We start from the raw sequence: 16,643 nt of genomic DNA, 5'->3' as shown, positions 1-16,643 counted from the left end.
GTCCCGTCCCATGAGCAAGACCCGTCAGCGGGACCACGGGGTCCCCGACCCGACCACTCCCTGGGACGAGATCATCCCGGGGCTCTGGATGGGCGGCCACTTCTGGACCGGCCCCTCAGGCACGCTCCGGCCCGCCGTCGTGACCGACGAGTTCGACCTCGTCGTCAGCCTGCACACCCGACCCGGACACGGCCCCGGCCCGCGCGCCGAACACGTGGTCGCGGAGTTGCCGGACGCGCCGCTCACCGCCGAGCAACTGCACCGCGTCCAGCACCTCGCCCGCGCGGTCTCCCTCGCCCTCGACCTGGGCCTCACCACGCTCGTCCGCTGCCACTCGGGCTACAACCGGTCCGGCCTCGTCGTCGCCGAGTGCCTGGTGAGCCGTGGTCTGCCGCCCGACCGGGCCGTCGCACTCGTCCGGAGCAGGAGGTCCCCCCACGCCCTGCACAACGAGACCTTCACCGCCTACCTGGCCGACGGCCTGGACATCGCCGCCCTGCTCAACGGGCTGGATCCGTCGGCGTAGCGCTCGGGGCGCGGGGTGTGCCCGGGGGACGTACGGTGATCCCGATGTCACCGACCGTCCCCTTCCGGCCGTGGAGGTACACGCATGCGCACGGTCCAGGAGGCCGCCCTCGGCGGCCTCGGCGCCCTCGTCCGCGGGCTGGTCGGCACCCGGCCGCGGCGCGCCGACACGGTCCGCGCCTCCGCCGGAACCCTGCACGCCCTGCGGGCGCGCCACGGGTACGCGCCGCAGCTGCTGCGGACCCGGGCCGGCCGGACGGTCCTCGTCCTCCTCGACCCGCGGGACCTCGGCCGCTTCTACGCCGAACCCCCGAGCGTGCTCGCGGCCGAGCCTCCCGAGAAGTGCCGGGGCCCGTACGCCGCAGACCCCGCCGGCGCCGACTGCGGGCACGGGGAACCAGGCCCGGAGCGGCGCCGGATCGACGCGGAGGCGCTGGTGCCGGGGTTTCCCGTACACCCCTCGTACGAGGCGCTCCTCACCCTCCTCGCCGAGGAGGCCCGGCAGCTGACGGCCGCCGGGACCCTCGAACTCGCCCGCGCCCGGCACACCGTGGACCGGGTCGCGCGCCGGATCGTGCTCGGCCACGCGGCCGCCGGAGACGAGCAGCTCACCGGGTGGCTCCGGCAGCTGCGCGCCGGCGGCGGCCGTCCCGCACCCGGTGCGGGGCCGGGCTCGCGTGGCGGCAGGCCCCGCGCCACGGACGGCTCGCTGCGGGCGAAGGCCGACGACCGCATCCGGGAGTACGCCCGCCGCGCCGACCGCGACACCCTCCTCGGCCGGGCCGCCCTCCACCCCGGCGCCCTCGGCCGGGCACACCAGTGGCTCGCCGCGCTGGACGCCCTCCCCGAGACGCTGCTGCGCACCCTCCTGCTGCTCGGCGCGCACCCGGCGGAGCAGCGCCGGGCCGCCACGGAAGCCGCCGCCGCGGCGGCTCCGGGGGAACTGCCGTGGCTGCGGGCCTGCGTCCGGGAATCCCTGCGGCTGTACCCGGTGGTCCCCGACCTGATCCGCGTCACCCGCACCGAAACCGTCTGGCACGGCGTGCGCCACCCCGCGGGCACCGCCGTGCTGCTGCCCGCCGCCTTCCACCAGCGGGACCCGGAGCACGTACCGGCCGCGCACGCCTTCGTCCCGGGCCGCTGGAAGGACCAGGGGGCCGACCAGGACACCCGGATGGCGCCGTTCGGCCACGGCGGCGGACGCTGCCCCGGTGACCAGCTCGGCCTGATGGTGACCGCCGCGCTCTGCGCCGAAGTGCTGCGCAGCCACCGGATCGAGGCCGGGAGACCGCTCCTGGACCCCGTCGGACCGCTGCCCGAGACGCTCGATCCGCACGGGATCCGGCTGACCCTGGCCCGCCGCTGACGCCGTGCCACCGGCCCGGCCCCCGCCCTTCCGTACCCCTGCCGAACCTCCAGAGGACCCCATGCCCGACGCCGCGACCTCCGCGTCCACCGCCCCGGACGTCGTCCTGCTCGACACGCTGTGCCGCGAACTCGCCGAGACCGCCGACGCGGTGGGCAAGGCCGCCCGCTACGCCTCCGGACTGGCCCTCGGCGCCCGGCTGCCCGCGGCGGCCCTCGCCCGGGGCGGCCGTCGCCGACTGGCCTGGCGCACCCTGCTGCGCACCCTCACCGATCCGGGGGGCCTCGGCTGGGCGCCCCGGGGCCGTGGCGTCGCCGGCGCCGGCCGGTGCGCGGGGCTGCTGGCGCGCCGGGAGAGCCTCGCGGTCAGTGTCGCCGTCTGCGGTCTGCGGGTCCGCATCGGCGCCGCGAGCGCGGGCCGTCCCGAACTGCTGCTCGACCCGGGGGCCGCGGGCGTCCTCGCCGCGGCCGGCGCGGGCCGTCAGGGCGAGGCCGTCCGCCTCTTCCGGGCGATCGTGCGCGACCGGGGCGAGGGGCCCGCCTACGCGCTGCTGGCCCCGGCGTTCGCCGATGTGCTCGCCTGGAACGCGCTGACCGACGCGAACCCCTTCAACGACCACGCGGGCTGGCAGGTGGCCACCGGCCGGGCCGTGACCGCCGATCCGCTCCTCGGACTCGGCGCGGCCTTCCTGGCCCTGTGCGACCGAGACCAGGGCCTCGACCCCGCGGGCGGGGGCGGTCGGGGCGGCCGGGGCGTGCCCGACCGGGCCGCCGATCGTCCCGCGGTCCGTCCCGCCGCCCGTCCAGAGCCGCCGCGCAGCCCGGACGCGGGGGAGCCGCAGCGCCCCGCCGCGCGTCCGGCGCGGGCGGCGGCCCCGTACCGGCCCGCACCCGCGGCCGGGCTGGGGGGCCACGCGGACGCGCTGCGGGCGCGCGCCCGGCGGTTGCACGCGACCGTCACCCCGGCCGTCGCGGTCTGGCCGGGCTTGCGCTCCGAGGCGCTGCGCGCCGAGGTGACCACCTTCGCCGACCGCTGTGCCACCGCGGCCAACGGCCTCGCCCTCGCCGCCGCCCAGCTCGACGCCGACGGCGCGCCGCGCTGACGCGCCGGCGCGCCGGGTGGGTCGGCCGCCCTGTCACGTGCCGACGATCCCGGGCACGGCCGCTTCCACGGCCGCTTCCACGGCCGCGCCCGGAGGTTCACAGGACGAGCGACAGCAGCATGACGAAGCCCAGCCCGACCACGGAGATGATGGTCTCCATCACCGACCAGGTCTTCAGGGTCTGCCCGACCGTCATCCCGAAGTACTCCTTGACCAGCCAGAAGCCCGCGTCGTTGACGTGGCTGAAGAACAGCGAACCCGATCCGATCGCGAGGACCAGGAGCGCGGTCTCGGTCGTCGACATCCCCGCGGCGAGCGGGGCGACCAGGCCGGCCGCCGAGATGGTGGCCACCGTCGCCGACCCGGTCGCGAGGCGGATGGCCACCGCGATCAGCCAGGCCAGCAGCAGGGCGGGGATCGACCAGCTCTTCGACAGGTCGAGGATCATCTGCCCGACTCCGGCGTCGATCAGGGTCTGCTTGAAGCCGCCGCCCGCCCCCACGATCAGCAGAATCCCCGCGATCGGGGCCAGGGACTTCTCGACCGTCGTCGAGAGCCTCGCCCGGGTGAAGCCGGCCGCGCGGCCCAGGGTGAACATGCCCACCAGCACCGCCGCGAGGAGGGCGATCAGCGGGGAGCCCGCGACGTCGGTGACCCGCTGGACCGGGTCGGCGGGGTCGTCCACGACGATGTCGACCAGCGCCTTGACCAGCATCAGGGCCACAGGCAGCAGCACCGTGAAGACGGTGGCGCCGAACCGGGGCCGGTGCTCCAGCTCCTCGGAGGGACGCTGCGGGATCATGTGCTCCGGCGCCGGGATGTCGACCCACCGGGCCGCGTACCGGGAGAACAGCGGCCCGGCGATGATCACGGTGGGGATCGCGACGACCACGCCCAGCGCGAGGGTGACGCCCAGGTTCGCGCCGAGCGCGTCGATGGCGACGAGCGGCCCGGGGTGGGGCGGTATGAGTCCGTGCATCACGGACAGGCCCGCCAGCGCGGGGATGCCGATCCGCATGAGCGAGTAGTTGCCGCGCTTGGCCACGAGCAGGACCACCGGGATCAGCAGCACGATGCCGACCTCGAAGAACAGCGGCAGCCCGATGACCGAGGCGATCAGCACCATCGCCCACGGCATGGCCCGGCCCTTGGCCCGGGCGAGGATCGTGTCCACGATCTCGTCGGCGCCGCCGGAGTCCGCCAGCAGTTTGCCGAGGATCGCACCGAGCGCGATCAGGACGCCGACGCCGGCGACGGTGGCGCCCAGCCCGGCGGTGAAGCTCGTGATGGTCTTGGACAGGGGTGCGCCCGCGAAGACCCCGAGGGCCAGTGAGCCCAGGGTCAGGGCCAGGAAGGCGTGCATCTTGAGGCGGGTGATGAGCAGGACGATGACGGCTATGGCCGCGAGCACGGCGATCCCGAGCTGGGTGTTCCCGGCCGAGGTGATCGGTTCGCTGCCCGCCGCTGCCAGTGTCTCGACGCTGAGACCGGTCACGGTGACGATTCCTTAGTTCTGGGGGGTGCTGGGGTTCTCGGGCGCGCCGAGCCGGCGCAGGGCGGCCAGCGCCCGCGCGGTGATGTCCTCGGGCGAGCCGGACACGTCGACGACGACGCCCGCCTCGTCCGGCTGGAGGGGTTCCAGGGTGGCGAACTGCGAGTCCAGCAGGGCGGGCGGCATGAAGTGGCCCTTGCGCGCCGCCATCCGCTCCTCGATCAGCGGCCGGTCCCCGGTGAGGTGGACGAAGACCGTCCGCGGGCCCGCCGCGCGCAGCCGGTCGCGGTAGGCGCGCTTGAGCGAAGAGGCGGCGACCACCCCGCCGCCGCGTCCGGCCCGGGTGCGGATCCACACGCCGATGGCGTCCAGCCACGGCCACCGGTCCGCGTCCTCCAGGGGGATGCCGTCCGACATCTTGGCGACGTTGGCCGCCGGGTGGAACGCGTCGCCCTCCGCGTACGGAAGGGAGAGCGCCTCGGCGAGCAGCCGGCCCACGGTCGTCTTGCCCGTACCGGCCACGCCCATCACCACAATGACGCGCTGGGAGCTCACGCCGTACCTCGCTGTCCTCGTCGACATCGGTTCGTGTGGCACCACTGAAGCCTATTAAGTAGTACGTATTCAAGTAGTAGGCAGAAAACGTCGCATCTTTTGTTCCCCGGCGTACACCGGCGCGCTCCGTGCCGTCACCTACGCTTACGCCCATGACGACCGACGGAGGCCCCGGGCAGGGGCTCCACTCCCGTGTGCTGGACACCCTCGGCCTCGCCATCACGGCCGGGGAGTACCGACCGGGCAGCGTCTTGCGGACCGACGAGATCGCCGAACGGTTCGACGCCTCCCGCACCGTCGTGCGGGAGGTCGTCCGGGTCCTGGAATCGATGCAGCTGGTCGAGTCCCGCCGCCGGGTCGGCGTCACGGTGCGTCCCACGGACGAGTGGAACGTGTACGACCCCCGCGTCATCGTCTGGCGGCTGGCCGGCACCGACCGCCCCCGCCAGCTGCGCTCCCTCACCGTGCTGCGCTCCGCGGTCGAGCCGGTCGCCGCCGGGCTCGCGGCGACCCTGGCCACCCCGGAGCAGTGCGCCGAACTCACCGAAGCGGCCCTCGGCATGGTGCGCACCTCGCGCGGACACCAGCTCGACGGCTACCTCCGCCACGACGTCGCCTTCCACCGCGTCGTCCTGAACGCCTCCGGGAACGAGATGTTCGCCCGGCTCGGCGACGTCGTCGAGGCGGTGCTGACCGGCCGGACCCGCCACGAGGTGATGTTCCACGACCCCGACCCGGCCGCCGTCACCCTGCACGTCCAGGTCGCGGAAGCCGTCCGGGAGGGCGATGCGGCACGAGCCGAGGCACTGACCCGGCAGATCGCGGTGGGCGCCCTGGAGGAGCTGGACGTCCTCGCTCCGTAGGACGCGCACCCGCCCCGTAGGCCACACTGGACACGTGCTGGGACTTGGCGGGGCGAATGACGGCGGGGGCGCCACCTTCGTGGGGCGGGGCGGTGAACTGGCCGCACTGAAAGCGGCCTTGACCGACGGTCGGCTGACCACCCTGACCGGACCGGGCGGTGTCGGCAAGACCCGCCTGGTGCAGGAGGCGCTGGACGGGGCGCGCGGACTCGCAGGTCCCGACGGGCCGTTCCCCGACGGGATCCACTGGGCCGACCTCTCGCCGCTGCCCGACGACCGGCTGCTCGTCGACACCGTCGCCGACGCGCTCGACCTCGCCGACCACACCCCCCGCACCCTCGCCGAAGCCGTCCGCGAGTGGATCGGCGACCGCCGGCTGCTCCTCGTACTGGACTGCTGCGAGCACCTGGTGCCCGCCGTGCGGGCCCTCGTACGGGACCTGCTCGACGCCGCTCCGCACCTCGCCCTGCTGCTGACCAGCCGTCAGCCCCTCGGCTGCGCCCGGGAGCGGGTGCTGGAGCTCGGGCCGCTGCCGCACCCCGCGGGCGGCGGCGAGGCGCTGGCGCTGTTCACCGCCCGGGCCGCCGACGCCCCGCCGCGACGGCGGCCGCCGTGGTCGGACGGGGCGCTCGCCGCCGCGCGGGCCGTCTGCGCCCGCCTCGAAGGGGTCCCCCTCGCGCTGGAACTCGCCGCCGCGCAGCTGGCGGACCACACCGTCGAGGAACTCGCCGACCGGCTCGCCCGCCGGATCGGGCCGCTGGCCACCACCCGTCCCGTCCGGCCGCTCCGCCACCGGGCCCTGCGGACCGCGATCGGGTGGAGCCACGAGTGGTGCGAACCGCGCGAACGGCTGCTGTGGCTGCGGCTTTCCGTCTTCGGAGGGGCCTTCGACGAGGCCGCCGCCCGCGCCGTCTGCTCCGCCCCGCCGCTCACCGGGGCGCAGGTCCCGCCGCTGCTGGCCGCCCTCGTGGCCAAGTCCGTCGTACGCTCCGCCGGGGACGGGACGTACCGGATGCTCGACACGATCCGGGAGTACGGGGCCATGTGGCTCGCCGGGCTGGGCGAGGCCGACGCGCTGCGGGACCGGCACGCGGCGTACTTCCTGCACCTCGTGCGCACCGCCGAACGGGACTGGCTCGGGCCGGGGCAGCGCGATTCCTACCGGCGCGTCGCCGCGGTGCACGGAGACGTCTGCGCCGCCCTGGACCACTACCAGGGCACCGTCCCGGCCCGGGCCCTGGAGCTCGCCGGCCGGGTCGGCTTCTTCTGGGCCTGCTGCGGCCACCTGCACGCCGCCCGGCGCTACCTGGAGCGGGCCCTGGCCGCGACCCGGCCGGAGGAGGTCGACCGGGCGGGCCGCGGCCGCGCCCTGTGGGCCCTCGGGGTGACCCTGTTGCTGCAGGGCGAGCACGAGGAGGCGCACCGGCTCGCGGTCGGCTGCGAGGCCCTGGCCGCGGAGGGCGGGCCGGGCGGCGGTTCGGCGGACGAGCTGCGGCCGGCCCTGGACGCCGCGTACCTGCTGGGCCTGAGCCACCTGCTGGCCGGACGTCCGCTCGCCGCGCGGATCGTGGCCGACAACGTCCTGGAGGCCTTCCCCGCCTCGCCCTTCGCATCCGGCCCGCGCCTGCGCTGCCACCTCGTCCGGGTGTTCGCCCTGACCGGGATGGGCCTCTTCCACGACGCCCGCGCCGAGGCCGAGCTGCTGAGGTCGGGATGCGCGGCCCGGGGCGAGCACTGGACCCGCGCCTACGCCGACTACCAACTGGCCCTGATCTGCCTGTTCGAGAGCCGTCCCGCCGAGTCCGCCGTGCACGCCCGCGCCATGCTGGACGGCAAGCGCGAGCTGGGCGACAGCTTCGGCACCGCCCTCGGCCTCGACCTGCTCGCGGCCGCGCGGGCCGCCGGCGGCGACGAGGCGGGCGCGGTCCGCGCGTACGGCACCGGACACGCGTACTGGCAGGCGGTCGGCCACCCCCAGCGCGGGACCCCGGAACTGGGGCCGGTCCGCGCCGAACTGGAGCGCACGGCCCGCGGCGCGCTCGGCGACCAGGCGTACGAGGAGGCCTTCCGCGAGGGAGTCCGCCACGGCCACGCCCAGCGGACCCGCGACCATCCGTACGACGGCGGGTGACCGCCGGTCAGCTGCAGCCGCCGCACCCCCCGCCGTCCCCGCATCCGACGTCCCCGCCGCAGCCCCCGGAGGAGTCGGGGCGGTTCTCCCGGGAGGCGTTCGCCCGGGCGCGCTCCGCCCGTGCCTGCTGCCGTTCGTGCGCGGCCTTCGCGATCCGTGCCTCCTCGGCCCGGAGCTGACGGCGGTGGGAGACCTGGGCCCGCTTCCAGGGGCCCGGCATCCGGTGGACGCGGTACGGGAGCAGCCGGGCGGCGGTGAGCCGGGTGACGATCCGGGTGTCGCCCTCGTACACGGCGTACGCGAGGACGACCTCGGCCCCCTCGACGGGGGCGCCGTACACGATCGCCTCGAACGGCTCCGCGAAGACGTCGATGTCGTGGTGCTCGGTGCGCAGGACGGCCGCGGAGCCGGAGACGAGCAGCCGCGTCGTCCGGTGGTTGTCGGCGTCTCCGGGAGCGAAGCCGATCAGCGGGCGCGCGGCAGGGGTGTCGGCGTCCGGGTACAGCCACTGGAACCCGGTCGGAGCCGTCCGTACGCCGACGCGCAGCGCGGGCTGCGGCGCGCGGTGCAGCCGCCGGGCCGCCCGGCGCGCGCTGAGCCCGCGGCCGAGCAGGGTGGTGCCGGTGAGCAGCAGCGGCAGGGCGATGAACTGCTGCCAGAAGGCGTCGTACGGCTGACCGGGGCCGTCGTCCAGGTCCGCGAGGAGACCGTGCGCGAGCACGGCCGCGCCCGCGAGGCAGGAGCAGGCGCCGGCGAGCACCGCCCGGGCGCCGCGCCGCCCGTGCAGGAGGGGCAGCGGACCCGGCAGGGCGTGACGGGCCGGGCCGGCGGCGCGGAGAACGGCCGCGCGCTGGAGGCGCCGGGAGAGGAGACGTCCGGCGGCTCCGGCCGCGGCGCACACGCAGAGGGCCACCGTCAGCCCGTACGCGAAGCGGTCGCCCGTGTCGGGGGCGGGGGCCGGGGCAAGGGACGCGTACGAGAACACGGCGAGCACGGGAGCCGACAGCAGGGCGAGGACGGGGAGGAAGCGGAACCACAGCGGAAGCGCGAGGAGCAGGGCGACCTCCGTGTAGGCCCGCCAGGCGGAGCCGAGACCGGCGGGCTCCGGCGCGCTCCAGGCGCGCAGCAGGATCGCGCCGAGCGCCAGGACGGCCAGGCCCCGGCTGCCGGGTACGGGGGCGAGGACCGCCGGGACGCGGACCAGGTGCCAGCGCTCGGTGTCGGGGACGTTCCAGGTTGCGGGGCCGGGCGCGGGGATCGCCGCCGGTGGCAGGTGCTTGACGTGGTCGGTCACGGCGCCAGTATGCAAGCGCGGCGCCGGGCATCATAGGGGCCGGGAGTTGAACTCCCTTGGTGGGCAACGCTGTTCGGGCAGCATGGCGCGCCGGACTCAGCCGTGCGTGAGCGAGGCCACCGCCTTGTCGAGGCGGGCCTGCCGGGCGGCGGGCGTGAGGGCCTGGAGCAGCGGAAGGATCAGCCGGTACTGCCCGGTCCGGTCGAGGGCGTCGAACGCCCTCCTGGCCTCCGGGCGGGCGTCGAGCGCCGCCGCGAGGTCGGGCGGCACCGTCGCCGTCTGCTGCGACGCGTAGGCCGCCGCCCAGCGGCCGTCCGCCTGGGCCCTGCGGACCTCGGCCAGCCCCGCTTCGCGCATCCGCCCGGCGGCCGTCAGTGCGGCGACCTTGTCGACGTTCACCTGTGACCACAGGCTCCTGGGCCGGCGCGGCACGTACTTCTGCAGGTAGTACCGGTCGTCGAGGCTGCGGCGTTGGCCGGAGATCCAGCCGTGGCAGAGCCCGGCGTCGACCAGTTCGTCGGAGGTCACCGACGCGATGCCGGACCCCTGCTTGGCCACCTTGACCCACACTCCCGCCGCGCGGGTGTGGTGTCCGGCCAGCCACGCGTCGAACGCCGCCGCGTCCGCGAAGGCGATGATCTCCACACCGTCGAGCTCGTCCATGCGGTGCAGGGTAACCCCCGGGTCCGCCGGGACCGGGAGCGTGACCACAGGGAGCCGGCGCCCGCACGGCGCGGGCGGTCCTCCCCCGGGGACGCGTCGGCGGGGTCGTCGTCCACTGGCGGATAATGACGCCGTACAGCTGACGATCAAGATGCCGGAACCCGTGGCGGACCGGCAGGAGCGGAGCCCCTGATGGACGTGCAGCACTTCGAGCGGATCACCGCGTTCATCGAAGCGCGGCTCACCCCGCTGTTCGCGGCCGAGACCGGCAGCGAGAACGGCTTCGGCATGGACGACACCTCCCGCGCGCTGCGCGCCCTGCGCAACGCCGTACTGGAGGCCTCGGTGACGAAGGGCCTCCTCCCGACGCGCGCGACGGCCGAGCCGGCCCTGCGCCGCGTCATCGACCAGACCGTGGAGCTCCACTGGGACGTCCTGCGGGGGATCGCCCGTCAGTGGGAAGACCACGCCGACTTCCGGAGGGAGTTCAAGCGTCACGCCTGGGAGCTCGACGCGGCGCCCGCTGCGGTACCGGCCCCCGCTGCCGCCGCCAACGCGGCCGCGCAGGGCTGACGCCTACGCGGCGCCGGCGCCCGTCCGGCGCCCGACGGCCTCGCCGAGCAGCGCTTGTTCGGCCTCCGGGAGGCGCCGCTCGGCCTGCAGCATGCGCAGCACGGCGGTGAGCCGCTCCTCGTCCTCCGGCCGGTGGAGGTTGCCCGTGTACGGGGGCAGGAGCAGGCTCAGGGCCTCCAGGTCGGCCCGCTCGCACAGCAGGGCGAGCAGCGAGCGGAGCGGCCCGGGCCCGTACCCGGGCGCCTCCCCGGCCGCGGTGGCGCGCAGGCCGCGGGCCACGCACAGCCGCAGCCAGTCGGCGTACGGCCCGGCGGGCAGGGTGTCCAGCGCGTCGGCGGCCGCCTCGAAGTGCCCCCGGGCCTCGGCCGGCCGGCCGAGGTCGAGGAGGGAGCGGCCGATCGTCCCGTGCAGGGAGGGGTAGAAGCCCGCGACGCGCGCGTCGCCCACCCGGTCGGCCCGCTCCAGACAGATCAGGTTCCAGTGGAGCGCGGCGTCGGGCGTCGGCTGCTGCCGGGCGAGGTAGTGCGCGGCGACGCAGGCCTCGTAGTCGTCGCCCGCCCGGTCCCAGGCTTCCCGGAAGAGGCCCCGGGCCTCGTCGTCGCGCCCCTCGGCCTCGGCGGCCATGCCCTCGGCGCACAGCCTGACGGTCTGCTGATCGGTGTTCACGTGAGCGGTCTCCTTCAGGCTCGGCGGTCGGGCAGGGCGACGGGCATCACCAGCGCGGTGAAACTGCCCTGGTCGGCGGAGCGCACCAGCACGGGCAGGGTGGGCTCCGAGATCTCCAGCAGCACGTCCGGGCCGACGCTCGCCTCCAGGACGGGCGCGAGCACCGCCGGGTCGAAGCCGAGGCGCACGGGCTCGGCCTCCGCGCGCAGGGCGGGCAGGGTGCGGCCCGCCACCAGCAGCCGGTCCCGTCCCAGTTCGAGGGCGGCGGCGGGGTCGTCTCCGCAGCCCTCCAGGGCGACGAGGAGCGCGGCCCGGTCCACGATCACGCGGTGCCGGGGCGCGGGCAGCGCGGCGAGCATGTCCCGGTAGGCGGGGTACGGCCCGGGTGTGGCCGCCGCCTCGCGCGAGCCGCCGGGGTGGCGCACCGTCAGCGAGGCCCCGGCCGGTCCGGCGACCAGGGTCACCTCGGCCGTCCGGGCGGCCCACGCCCCGAGCCCGAGGAGGGCGTCGGCGTCCACGAGCACGCGGCCGGCCGGCCCGGTCAGCGCGGCCGGCCGCAGGGTGCGCAGCGCGAGCCGGTACCGGTCGGTGGCCACGAAGCGGACCTCGTCCTCCTCGAACTCCACCAGCACGCAGCCCAGTTCCGGGTACGCGGGATCACGTCCCGCCGCCGGGGTGACCTGCCGGGCCGCGCTGGCCAGCTCCGCCCCGCCCAGGGTGAACTCGGTGGTCCGCGGGGCCCCGGGAAGGCCGTCGAGCACCGCCGCGATGGCCGCGTCGGCGGCGCGCCCGCGCTCCCGGGCCGCCGCCCGGTGCCGTTCCAGCACCTCCCGGGCCCGGTCCGGGGGCCCGTCCAGTACGGCGGTCACGTCCGCCAGCGCCAGCCCGGTCTCGCGGAGCGCGCGCAGCAGCCGGGCGCGGGCCTCCTGGGCGGGGGAGTAGGAGCGGTAGCCGGTGGCGCCGTCCACGTGGGCGGGGGGCAGCACGCGGCAGTCGTCGTAGAAGCGCAGGGCGCTCGGCGCGAGTCCGACCCGCCGGGCGAACGCGCTGATGCTCATCAGCTCGGGTGAGGCGTCGTTCATGTTGCCGATCGTCGACCCTCATCCCACTTGAAGGTCAAACCGGGAGGCGATCCGGGGCGAATCGGCGTCCTCGCTCAGCCCGCGGTCGGCGGGGTGGCGGCGAGCACGGCGTCCAGCAGGCCCGGGAACCGGCGCTGAAGGTCCTCGCGGCGCAGCGACACCGCCTTGTAGCGGCCGACCTTGTGCTCCTGGGTGACCCCGGACTCGCGCAGGACCCGCCAGTGGTGGGTGGCCGTGGCCTTGGTGACCTCCAGGGGGAGGCTGCCGCAGGTCCGCCCGTCGGGGGAGGAGGCGAGCTCGCGGACGATGCCGAGGCGTACGGGGTTGCCGAGGGCGGCGAGCACGTCCTCGACGAGGAGCTGTTCGCGGACGGGGTGGTACGTGGCCATGGGTCCGATGGTACGTCGCACGCGGTGCCCGCCGGCCCCGGCCGCCCGGTTTGCCGGACCTTCTGTACGACTGTACGGTGAATCCCGTACAGTAATCCGAACGAAAGCAGCAGGCACCAACGTGAGCACCCCCACCGCCACCCCCGCGCACCCCGCCGGCGAAGGCCCCGTCGCCATCGTCACCGCCGCAGGTTCCGGCATCGGCCGCGGCATCGCCACCGAACTGGCCGCCGCGGGCCATCGCGTCTCGCTGCTCGACATCGACCCCGGCATCGGGGACCTCGCCGCGGAGCTCGGCGGCACGGCCACCGTCGGCTCCCTCACCGAGCCCGCCGACCTGGCCCGCCTCGTCGAGGCCACCCTCGCCCGCCACGGACGCATCGACGCCGTGGTGAACGGCGCCGGACACGCGCGCAACGACGAACTCCTCCAGGTCACCGACGAGGACTGGCACGACGGCCTGGACATGCTGCTGCTCAGCGTGGTCCGCATGGCGCGGCTCGTGACCCCGCACATGGAGGCGGCCGGCGGAGGGGCCTTCGTCAACCTCTCCTCGTACACGGCCTTCGAGCCGATGGGCCTGATCCCCGTCAACTCCAGCCTCCGCGCCGCCCTGACCTCGTTCACCAAGCTGTACGCGGACCGGTACGCGGCCCGCGGCATCCGCATGAACAGCGTCATGCCCGGCTTCGTCGACAGCCGGCCCGAGGATCCCGCCTTCCTCGCGAAGATCCCCGCCGGGCGCTACGCCACGGTCCGGGAGATCGGCAGCCTCACCCGTTTCCTCGTCTCGCCGGACGCCGCCTACATCAACGGCGAGTCCATCCGCATCGACGGCGGCGCGGCCCGCTCCCTGTAGGGCGGCGCCGGCGGGCCCGGCCCGGTCGGGAGCGGTGTGCGGCGGGCGGCGTCCGCACAGTTCATGCCGCCGTCATGCTCACCCCTTGCCACCCCGTCACCCGCTCGCCGATGATCTGCGCCATGCCAGCAGCTCTCCGCGCCGACCGCGCCCCGGCTCCACCCCTGCCGCGCCGCGTGCGGATCGGGTACGGCCTCGGCTCCCTGTGCACCGGTACGTTCGCCACCGTGCCGGGGCTCATCCTGCTCTACTACCTGACCAACATCCTCGCGGTCCCGGCAGCCGTCGCCGGGGCGGCGGTCTTCCTTCCCAAGGCCTGGGACGTCCTGATCAACCCCCTGGTCGGCGTGGTGTCCGACCGCAGCCGGCTGCGCGGCGGGCCCCGACGGCCCTTCCTGCTCATCGGCGCCTGCACCCTGCCGCCGCTCTTCTTCCTGCTGTTCGCGGCCCCGCCGCTGCGCGGTGCGGCCGCCGCCGGGTACGTGGCCGCGGCCTTCCTGCTGGCCGCCACCGCGTACGCCGTCTTCCAGGTGCCGTACGTGACGATGCCCGCGGAGATGACCGAGGACCCCGCCGAACGCGGCCGGATCCTCGGCTGGCGGGTCGGCTTCCTCGGCGTCGCGATCCTGCTGTCCGGAGCGCTCGCCCCCGCCCTCGCGCACGCCGACGGCGGCAGCCCCGCGAGCTACCGGCTGATGGGCGCCGCCGTCGCCCTCCTGCTCGCCCTCGGCATGTTCGGCGCCTGGTTCACCACCCGGTGGGCCCCGCAGGCCGCCCACAGCGAGGCCGAGCCGTCGCTGCGCGCCCAGCTGGCCACCGCCCGCTCCCACCGGCCGTTCCTGTACCTGGCCGGTATGTGGACGCTCCAGGCCCTCGCCGTCGGGGTGATGCTCGCGGGCGTCCAGTACTTCGCCACGTACACCCTCGGCTCGCCCACCGCCGTCACCCCGCTCTTCGCCTGCCTGATCGGCCCGCTCGTCCTCGTCATGCCGCTGTGGAACCGGCTGTCCCGGCGGTGGGGGGTCAAGAACGCCCAGTGGGCCGCCTCCCTGCTGTTCCTCGCCGGCGCCCTGCTGCTCGCGCTGACCCCGACGGCCGGAGCCGGCCTCGGATACGCGGCCGTCGCGGTCGTCGGAGTGGCCTACGCCGGACTCCAATTGCTCCCGCTGACCATGCTGGCGGACACCCTCGCCGCGGACGCGGCCCGCACCGGCAAGCGCCGCGCCGCGACCTTCACCGGACTGTGGACGGCTGCCGAAACCCTGGCCTTCGCGCTCGGCGCGGGCGTCTTCGCCCTCGTCCTCACCGTGACGGGGTTCCGCTCCTCCGACGCCGACCACCGGGCGGCCCAGCCGGAGGCGGCCCTCACCGGCATCACGGCGGGCATGAGCGTGCTGCCCGCCGTCCTCACCGCCGCCAGTCTGTGGCTGCTGCACCGCTACCGCGAGGACCCGGCCACCGACCCCGTACCCGTACCCGCACCGTCCGGACCGTCCCGGCAGGAAGAGAAGAACACCCGTGTCGACTGAACCCACCCGCGCCCTGCCGGGCGGCCGCACCCCGCAGGACGTGCTCGCCGAACTCCGCTCCCTGCGGCGGGCCGACGCGCCCACCCGCGGCGGCCGCACCTTCGCCTACGTCTACGACGCCGGCCTCGACGGCCTCGACGAGCTGGCCGCCGACGCGTACGCCGCGTACGCCACCGTCAACGGACTCGACCCGACCGTGTTCCCGAGCGTGGCCCGGCTGGAGAACGACGTGGTCGGCGCCGTCGCGGCGCTGCTCGGCGCACCCGGCGCCCAGGGCACCTTCACCAGCGGCGGGACGGAAAGCATCCTGCTCGCCGTGAAGACCGCGCGGGACCACGCGCGAGCGGTGCGGGGGATCACGGCGCCGCAACTCGTGCTGCCGTCCACCGCGCACGCCGCCTTCCACAAGGCCGCCCACTACCTGGGCCTGGAAACCGTCGTCGTGCCCGTCGACCCGGTCACCTTCCGCGCCGACGCCGACGCGGTGGAGGCCGCGCTCACCGAGCGCACGGCACTCGTCGTCGCCTCGACGCCCTCGTACGCCCACGGGGTGATCGACCCGGTGCCCGAGATCGCCGCGGCCGCCGCCCGGCGCGGCGTGCTCTGCCACGTCGACGCCTGCATCGGCGGCTGGCTCCTGCCCCACCTGCGGCGCGCCGGACGCGAGGTGCCGCCGTTCGACCTGTCCGTGCCCGGCGTCACCTCGCTCTCGGTGGACCTGCACAAGTACGGGTACGCCGACAAGGGCGCCTCCGTCGTCCTGTACCGGGACGCCGGGCTGCGCCGGTACCAGTACTTCGCCCACGCGGGCTGGCCCGGCTACCCGGTCGTCAACCCGACCGTCCAGGGCACGAAGTCCGGCGGCCTGCTGGCCCAGGCGTGGGCGGTGCTCCGGTACGTCGGCGAGGACGGCTACACCGCCCTGGCCGCCCGCGTCGCCGAGGCGTCCGACCGGCTGCTCGCGGGCCTGCGCGGGATCGACGGCGTGCGGATCCTGGGCGAACCGGCCGCGGGCCTGGTGGCGTTCACCCTCGCGGGCCCGGAGGCCGGGGCGGTGCCCGACCTCGGCCTGCTGCTGCACCTCGCCGACGAGATGCGGGACCGCGGCTGGTACCTGCAGCCCCAGCTCTCCTTCGACGGCCTGCCGCCCAACCTCCACCTCACCCTCACCCCGGCCACCGTCGGCCAGGTGGACGCCCTGCTCGCGGACCTCGTCGCCGCGCTCGCGGCGGCCCGCGCGCTGCCGCCGGTGACCGTCGACCCCGGCCTGGCCGAACTCGCCGCCGGGCTCGACCCGGAGGCCCTCGGGCCCGAGGAGATCGCCGGCGTCCTGGCCTTCGCGGGCCTCGGCGGCGACGCGGGTCTGCCCGCCCGGACGGCCCCCGTCCTCGCGCTGCTGGACGCGCTGCCGCGGCCGCTGCAGGAACGGCTCCTGGCGGAGTTCGTGGGGTCGGTCTTCCGGGTCTGACCGACGAAGGGTGACGGGGCGTCATATGGCTTGACAAGGAAGCGACTTGACGCCCCTTTCGGGTGAACGGGAGTCATGTGTGAAGG

The 16,643-nt window shown here is 75.7% G+C and carries 16 protein-coding genes; 9 read left to right on the top strand and 7 right to left on the bottom strand.

The window, feature by feature from the left end; genetic code table 11:
* The first annotated feature begins 10 nt into the window (after positions 1 to 10).
* The 3 genes from ACZ6S8_RS16505 (at position 11) to ACZ6S8_RS16495 (ending at position 2,993) form a co-directional block, all read left to right on the top strand.
* The gene (locus ACZ6S8_RS16505; protein ID WP_469456270.1) at positions 11 to 526 is read left to right on the top strand and encodes a protein-tyrosine phosphatase family protein; all 516 of its coding nucleotides are present in this window, start codon (positions 11 to 13) and stop codon (positions 524 to 526) included.
* An 84-nt stretch (positions 527 to 610) separates the two neighbouring features.
* Positions 611 to 1,891, top strand: a complete 1,281-nt coding sequence (locus tag ACZ6S8_RS16500; protein ID WP_469456268.1) for a cytochrome P450 — start codon at positions 611 to 613, stop codon at positions 1,889 to 1,891.
* 61 nt (positions 1,892 to 1,952) lie between these two features.
* The gene (locus ACZ6S8_RS16495; RefSeq protein ID WP_469456266.1) at positions 1,953 to 2,993 is read left to right on the top strand and encodes a hypothetical protein; all 1,041 of its coding nucleotides are present in this window, start codon (positions 1,953 to 1,955) and stop codon (positions 2,991 to 2,993) included.
* 97 nt (positions 2,994 to 3,090) lie between these two features.
* Here the strand turns inward: ACZ6S8_RS16495 and ACZ6S8_RS16490 are convergent, their stop codons facing one another.
* Positions 3,091 to 4,488: a GntT/GntP/DsdX family permease gene (locus tag ACZ6S8_RS16490; RefSeq protein ID WP_469456264.1), complete on the bottom strand. Its 1,398-nt coding sequence runs from the start codon at positions 4,486 to 4,488 to the stop codon at positions 3,091 to 3,093.
* 12 nt (positions 4,489 to 4,500) lie between these two features.
* On the bottom strand, positions 4,501 to 5,067 hold the full coding sequence (locus ACZ6S8_RS16485) for a gluconokinase (RefSeq protein ID WP_469456513.1): 567 nt from the start codon (positions 5,065 to 5,067) through the stop codon (positions 4,501 to 4,503).
* A gap of 125 nt (positions 5,068 to 5,192) precedes the next feature.
* On the opposite strand from ACZ6S8_RS16485, the gene ACZ6S8_RS16480 reads away from it, so the two are divergent.
* Together ACZ6S8_RS16480 and ACZ6S8_RS16475 are read left to right on the top strand one after the other, a co-directional pair.
* On the top strand, positions 5,193 to 5,903 hold the full coding sequence (locus tag ACZ6S8_RS16480) for a FadR/GntR family transcriptional regulator (protein WP_469456262.1): 711 nt from the start codon (positions 5,193 to 5,195) through the stop codon (positions 5,901 to 5,903).
* A gap of 34 nt (positions 5,904 to 5,937) precedes the next feature.
* Positions 5,938 to 8,034 carry an ATP-binding protein gene (locus tag ACZ6S8_RS16475; RefSeq protein WP_469456259.1) on the top strand — a complete coding sequence of 699 codons (2,097 nt, stop codon included), beginning with the start codon at positions 5,938 to 5,940 and terminating at the stop codon, positions 8,032 to 8,034.
* A 7-nt stretch (positions 8,035 to 8,041) separates the two neighbouring features.
* Here ACZ6S8_RS16475 and ACZ6S8_RS16470 read toward each other — a convergent pair whose 3' ends face one another.
* Positions 8,042 to 9,328 (bottom strand): hypothetical protein, encoded by a 1,287-nt coding sequence (locus ACZ6S8_RS16470; protein WP_469456257.1) that lies wholly within the window; start codon positions 9,326 to 9,328, stop codon positions 8,042 to 8,044.
* 96 nt (positions 9,329 to 9,424) lie between these two features.
* Positions 9,425 to 9,991: a YdeI/OmpD-associated family protein gene (locus ACZ6S8_RS16465; RefSeq protein WP_469456255.1), complete on the bottom strand. Its 567-nt coding sequence runs from the start codon at positions 9,989 to 9,991 to the stop codon at positions 9,425 to 9,427.
* Between the two features lie 192 nt (positions 9,992 to 10,183).
* On the opposite strand from ACZ6S8_RS16465, the gene ACZ6S8_RS16460 reads away from it, so the two are divergent.
* Entirely contained in the window at positions 10,184 to 10,564 is a 381-nt protein-coding gene (locus ACZ6S8_RS16460; RefSeq protein WP_469456253.1) for a hypothetical protein, read from the top strand.
* A 3-nt stretch (positions 10,565 to 10,567) separates the two neighbouring features.
* Here the strand turns inward: ACZ6S8_RS16460 and ACZ6S8_RS16455 are convergent, their stop codons facing one another.
* The 3 genes from ACZ6S8_RS16455 to ACZ6S8_RS16445 all read right to left on the bottom strand — a co-directional run bounded on the left by ACZ6S8_RS16455 (position 10,568) and on the right by ACZ6S8_RS16445 (position 12,701).
* Positions 10,568 to 11,230, bottom strand: coding sequence for a hypothetical protein (locus tag ACZ6S8_RS16455; RefSeq protein ID WP_469456251.1), 663 nt, complete (start codon positions 11,228 to 11,230; stop codon positions 10,568 to 10,570).
* 14 nt (positions 11,231 to 11,244) lie between these two features.
* Positions 11,245 to 12,312: a DNA polymerase III subunit beta family protein gene (locus tag ACZ6S8_RS16450; RefSeq protein ID WP_469456250.1), complete on the bottom strand. Its 1,068-nt coding sequence runs from the start codon at positions 12,310 to 12,312 to the stop codon at positions 11,245 to 11,247.
* A gap of 74 nt (positions 12,313 to 12,386) precedes the next feature.
* Positions 12,387 to 12,701, bottom strand: a complete 315-nt coding sequence (locus ACZ6S8_RS16445) for an ArsR/SmtB family transcription factor (RefSeq protein ID WP_386526135.1) — start codon at positions 12,699 to 12,701, stop codon at positions 12,387 to 12,389.
* Positions 12,702 to 12,822: 121 nt separating this feature from the next.
* Between ACZ6S8_RS16445 and ACZ6S8_RS16440 the strand changes: the two genes are divergently transcribed.
* From ACZ6S8_RS16440 to ACZ6S8_RS16430, 3 genes are all read left to right on the top strand, one after another.
* On the top strand, positions 12,823 to 13,560 hold the full coding sequence (locus ACZ6S8_RS16440; RefSeq protein WP_469456247.1) for an SDR family oxidoreductase: 738 nt from the start codon (positions 12,823 to 12,825) through the stop codon (positions 13,558 to 13,560).
* A 122-nt stretch (positions 13,561 to 13,682) separates the two neighbouring features.
* A complete protein-coding gene (locus ACZ6S8_RS16435) occupies positions 13,683 to 15,089 on the top strand; it encodes an MFS transporter (protein ID WP_469456246.1) in 1,407 nt (468 codons plus the stop codon).
* Positions 15,079 to 16,557 (top strand): pyridoxal phosphate-dependent decarboxylase family protein, encoded by a 1,479-nt coding sequence (locus tag ACZ6S8_RS16430; RefSeq protein WP_469456244.1) that lies wholly within the window; start codon positions 15,079 to 15,081, stop codon positions 16,555 to 16,557. The genes ACZ6S8_RS16435 and ACZ6S8_RS16430 overlap by 11 nt, the downstream gene beginning before the upstream one ends.
* The last annotated feature ends 86 nt before the right edge of the window (positions 16,558 to 16,643 follow it).

Source organism: Streptomyces sp. NPDC048461 (assembly GCF_055587105.1).
This window is presented reverse-complemented; position numbering and strand designations above follow the sequence as displayed.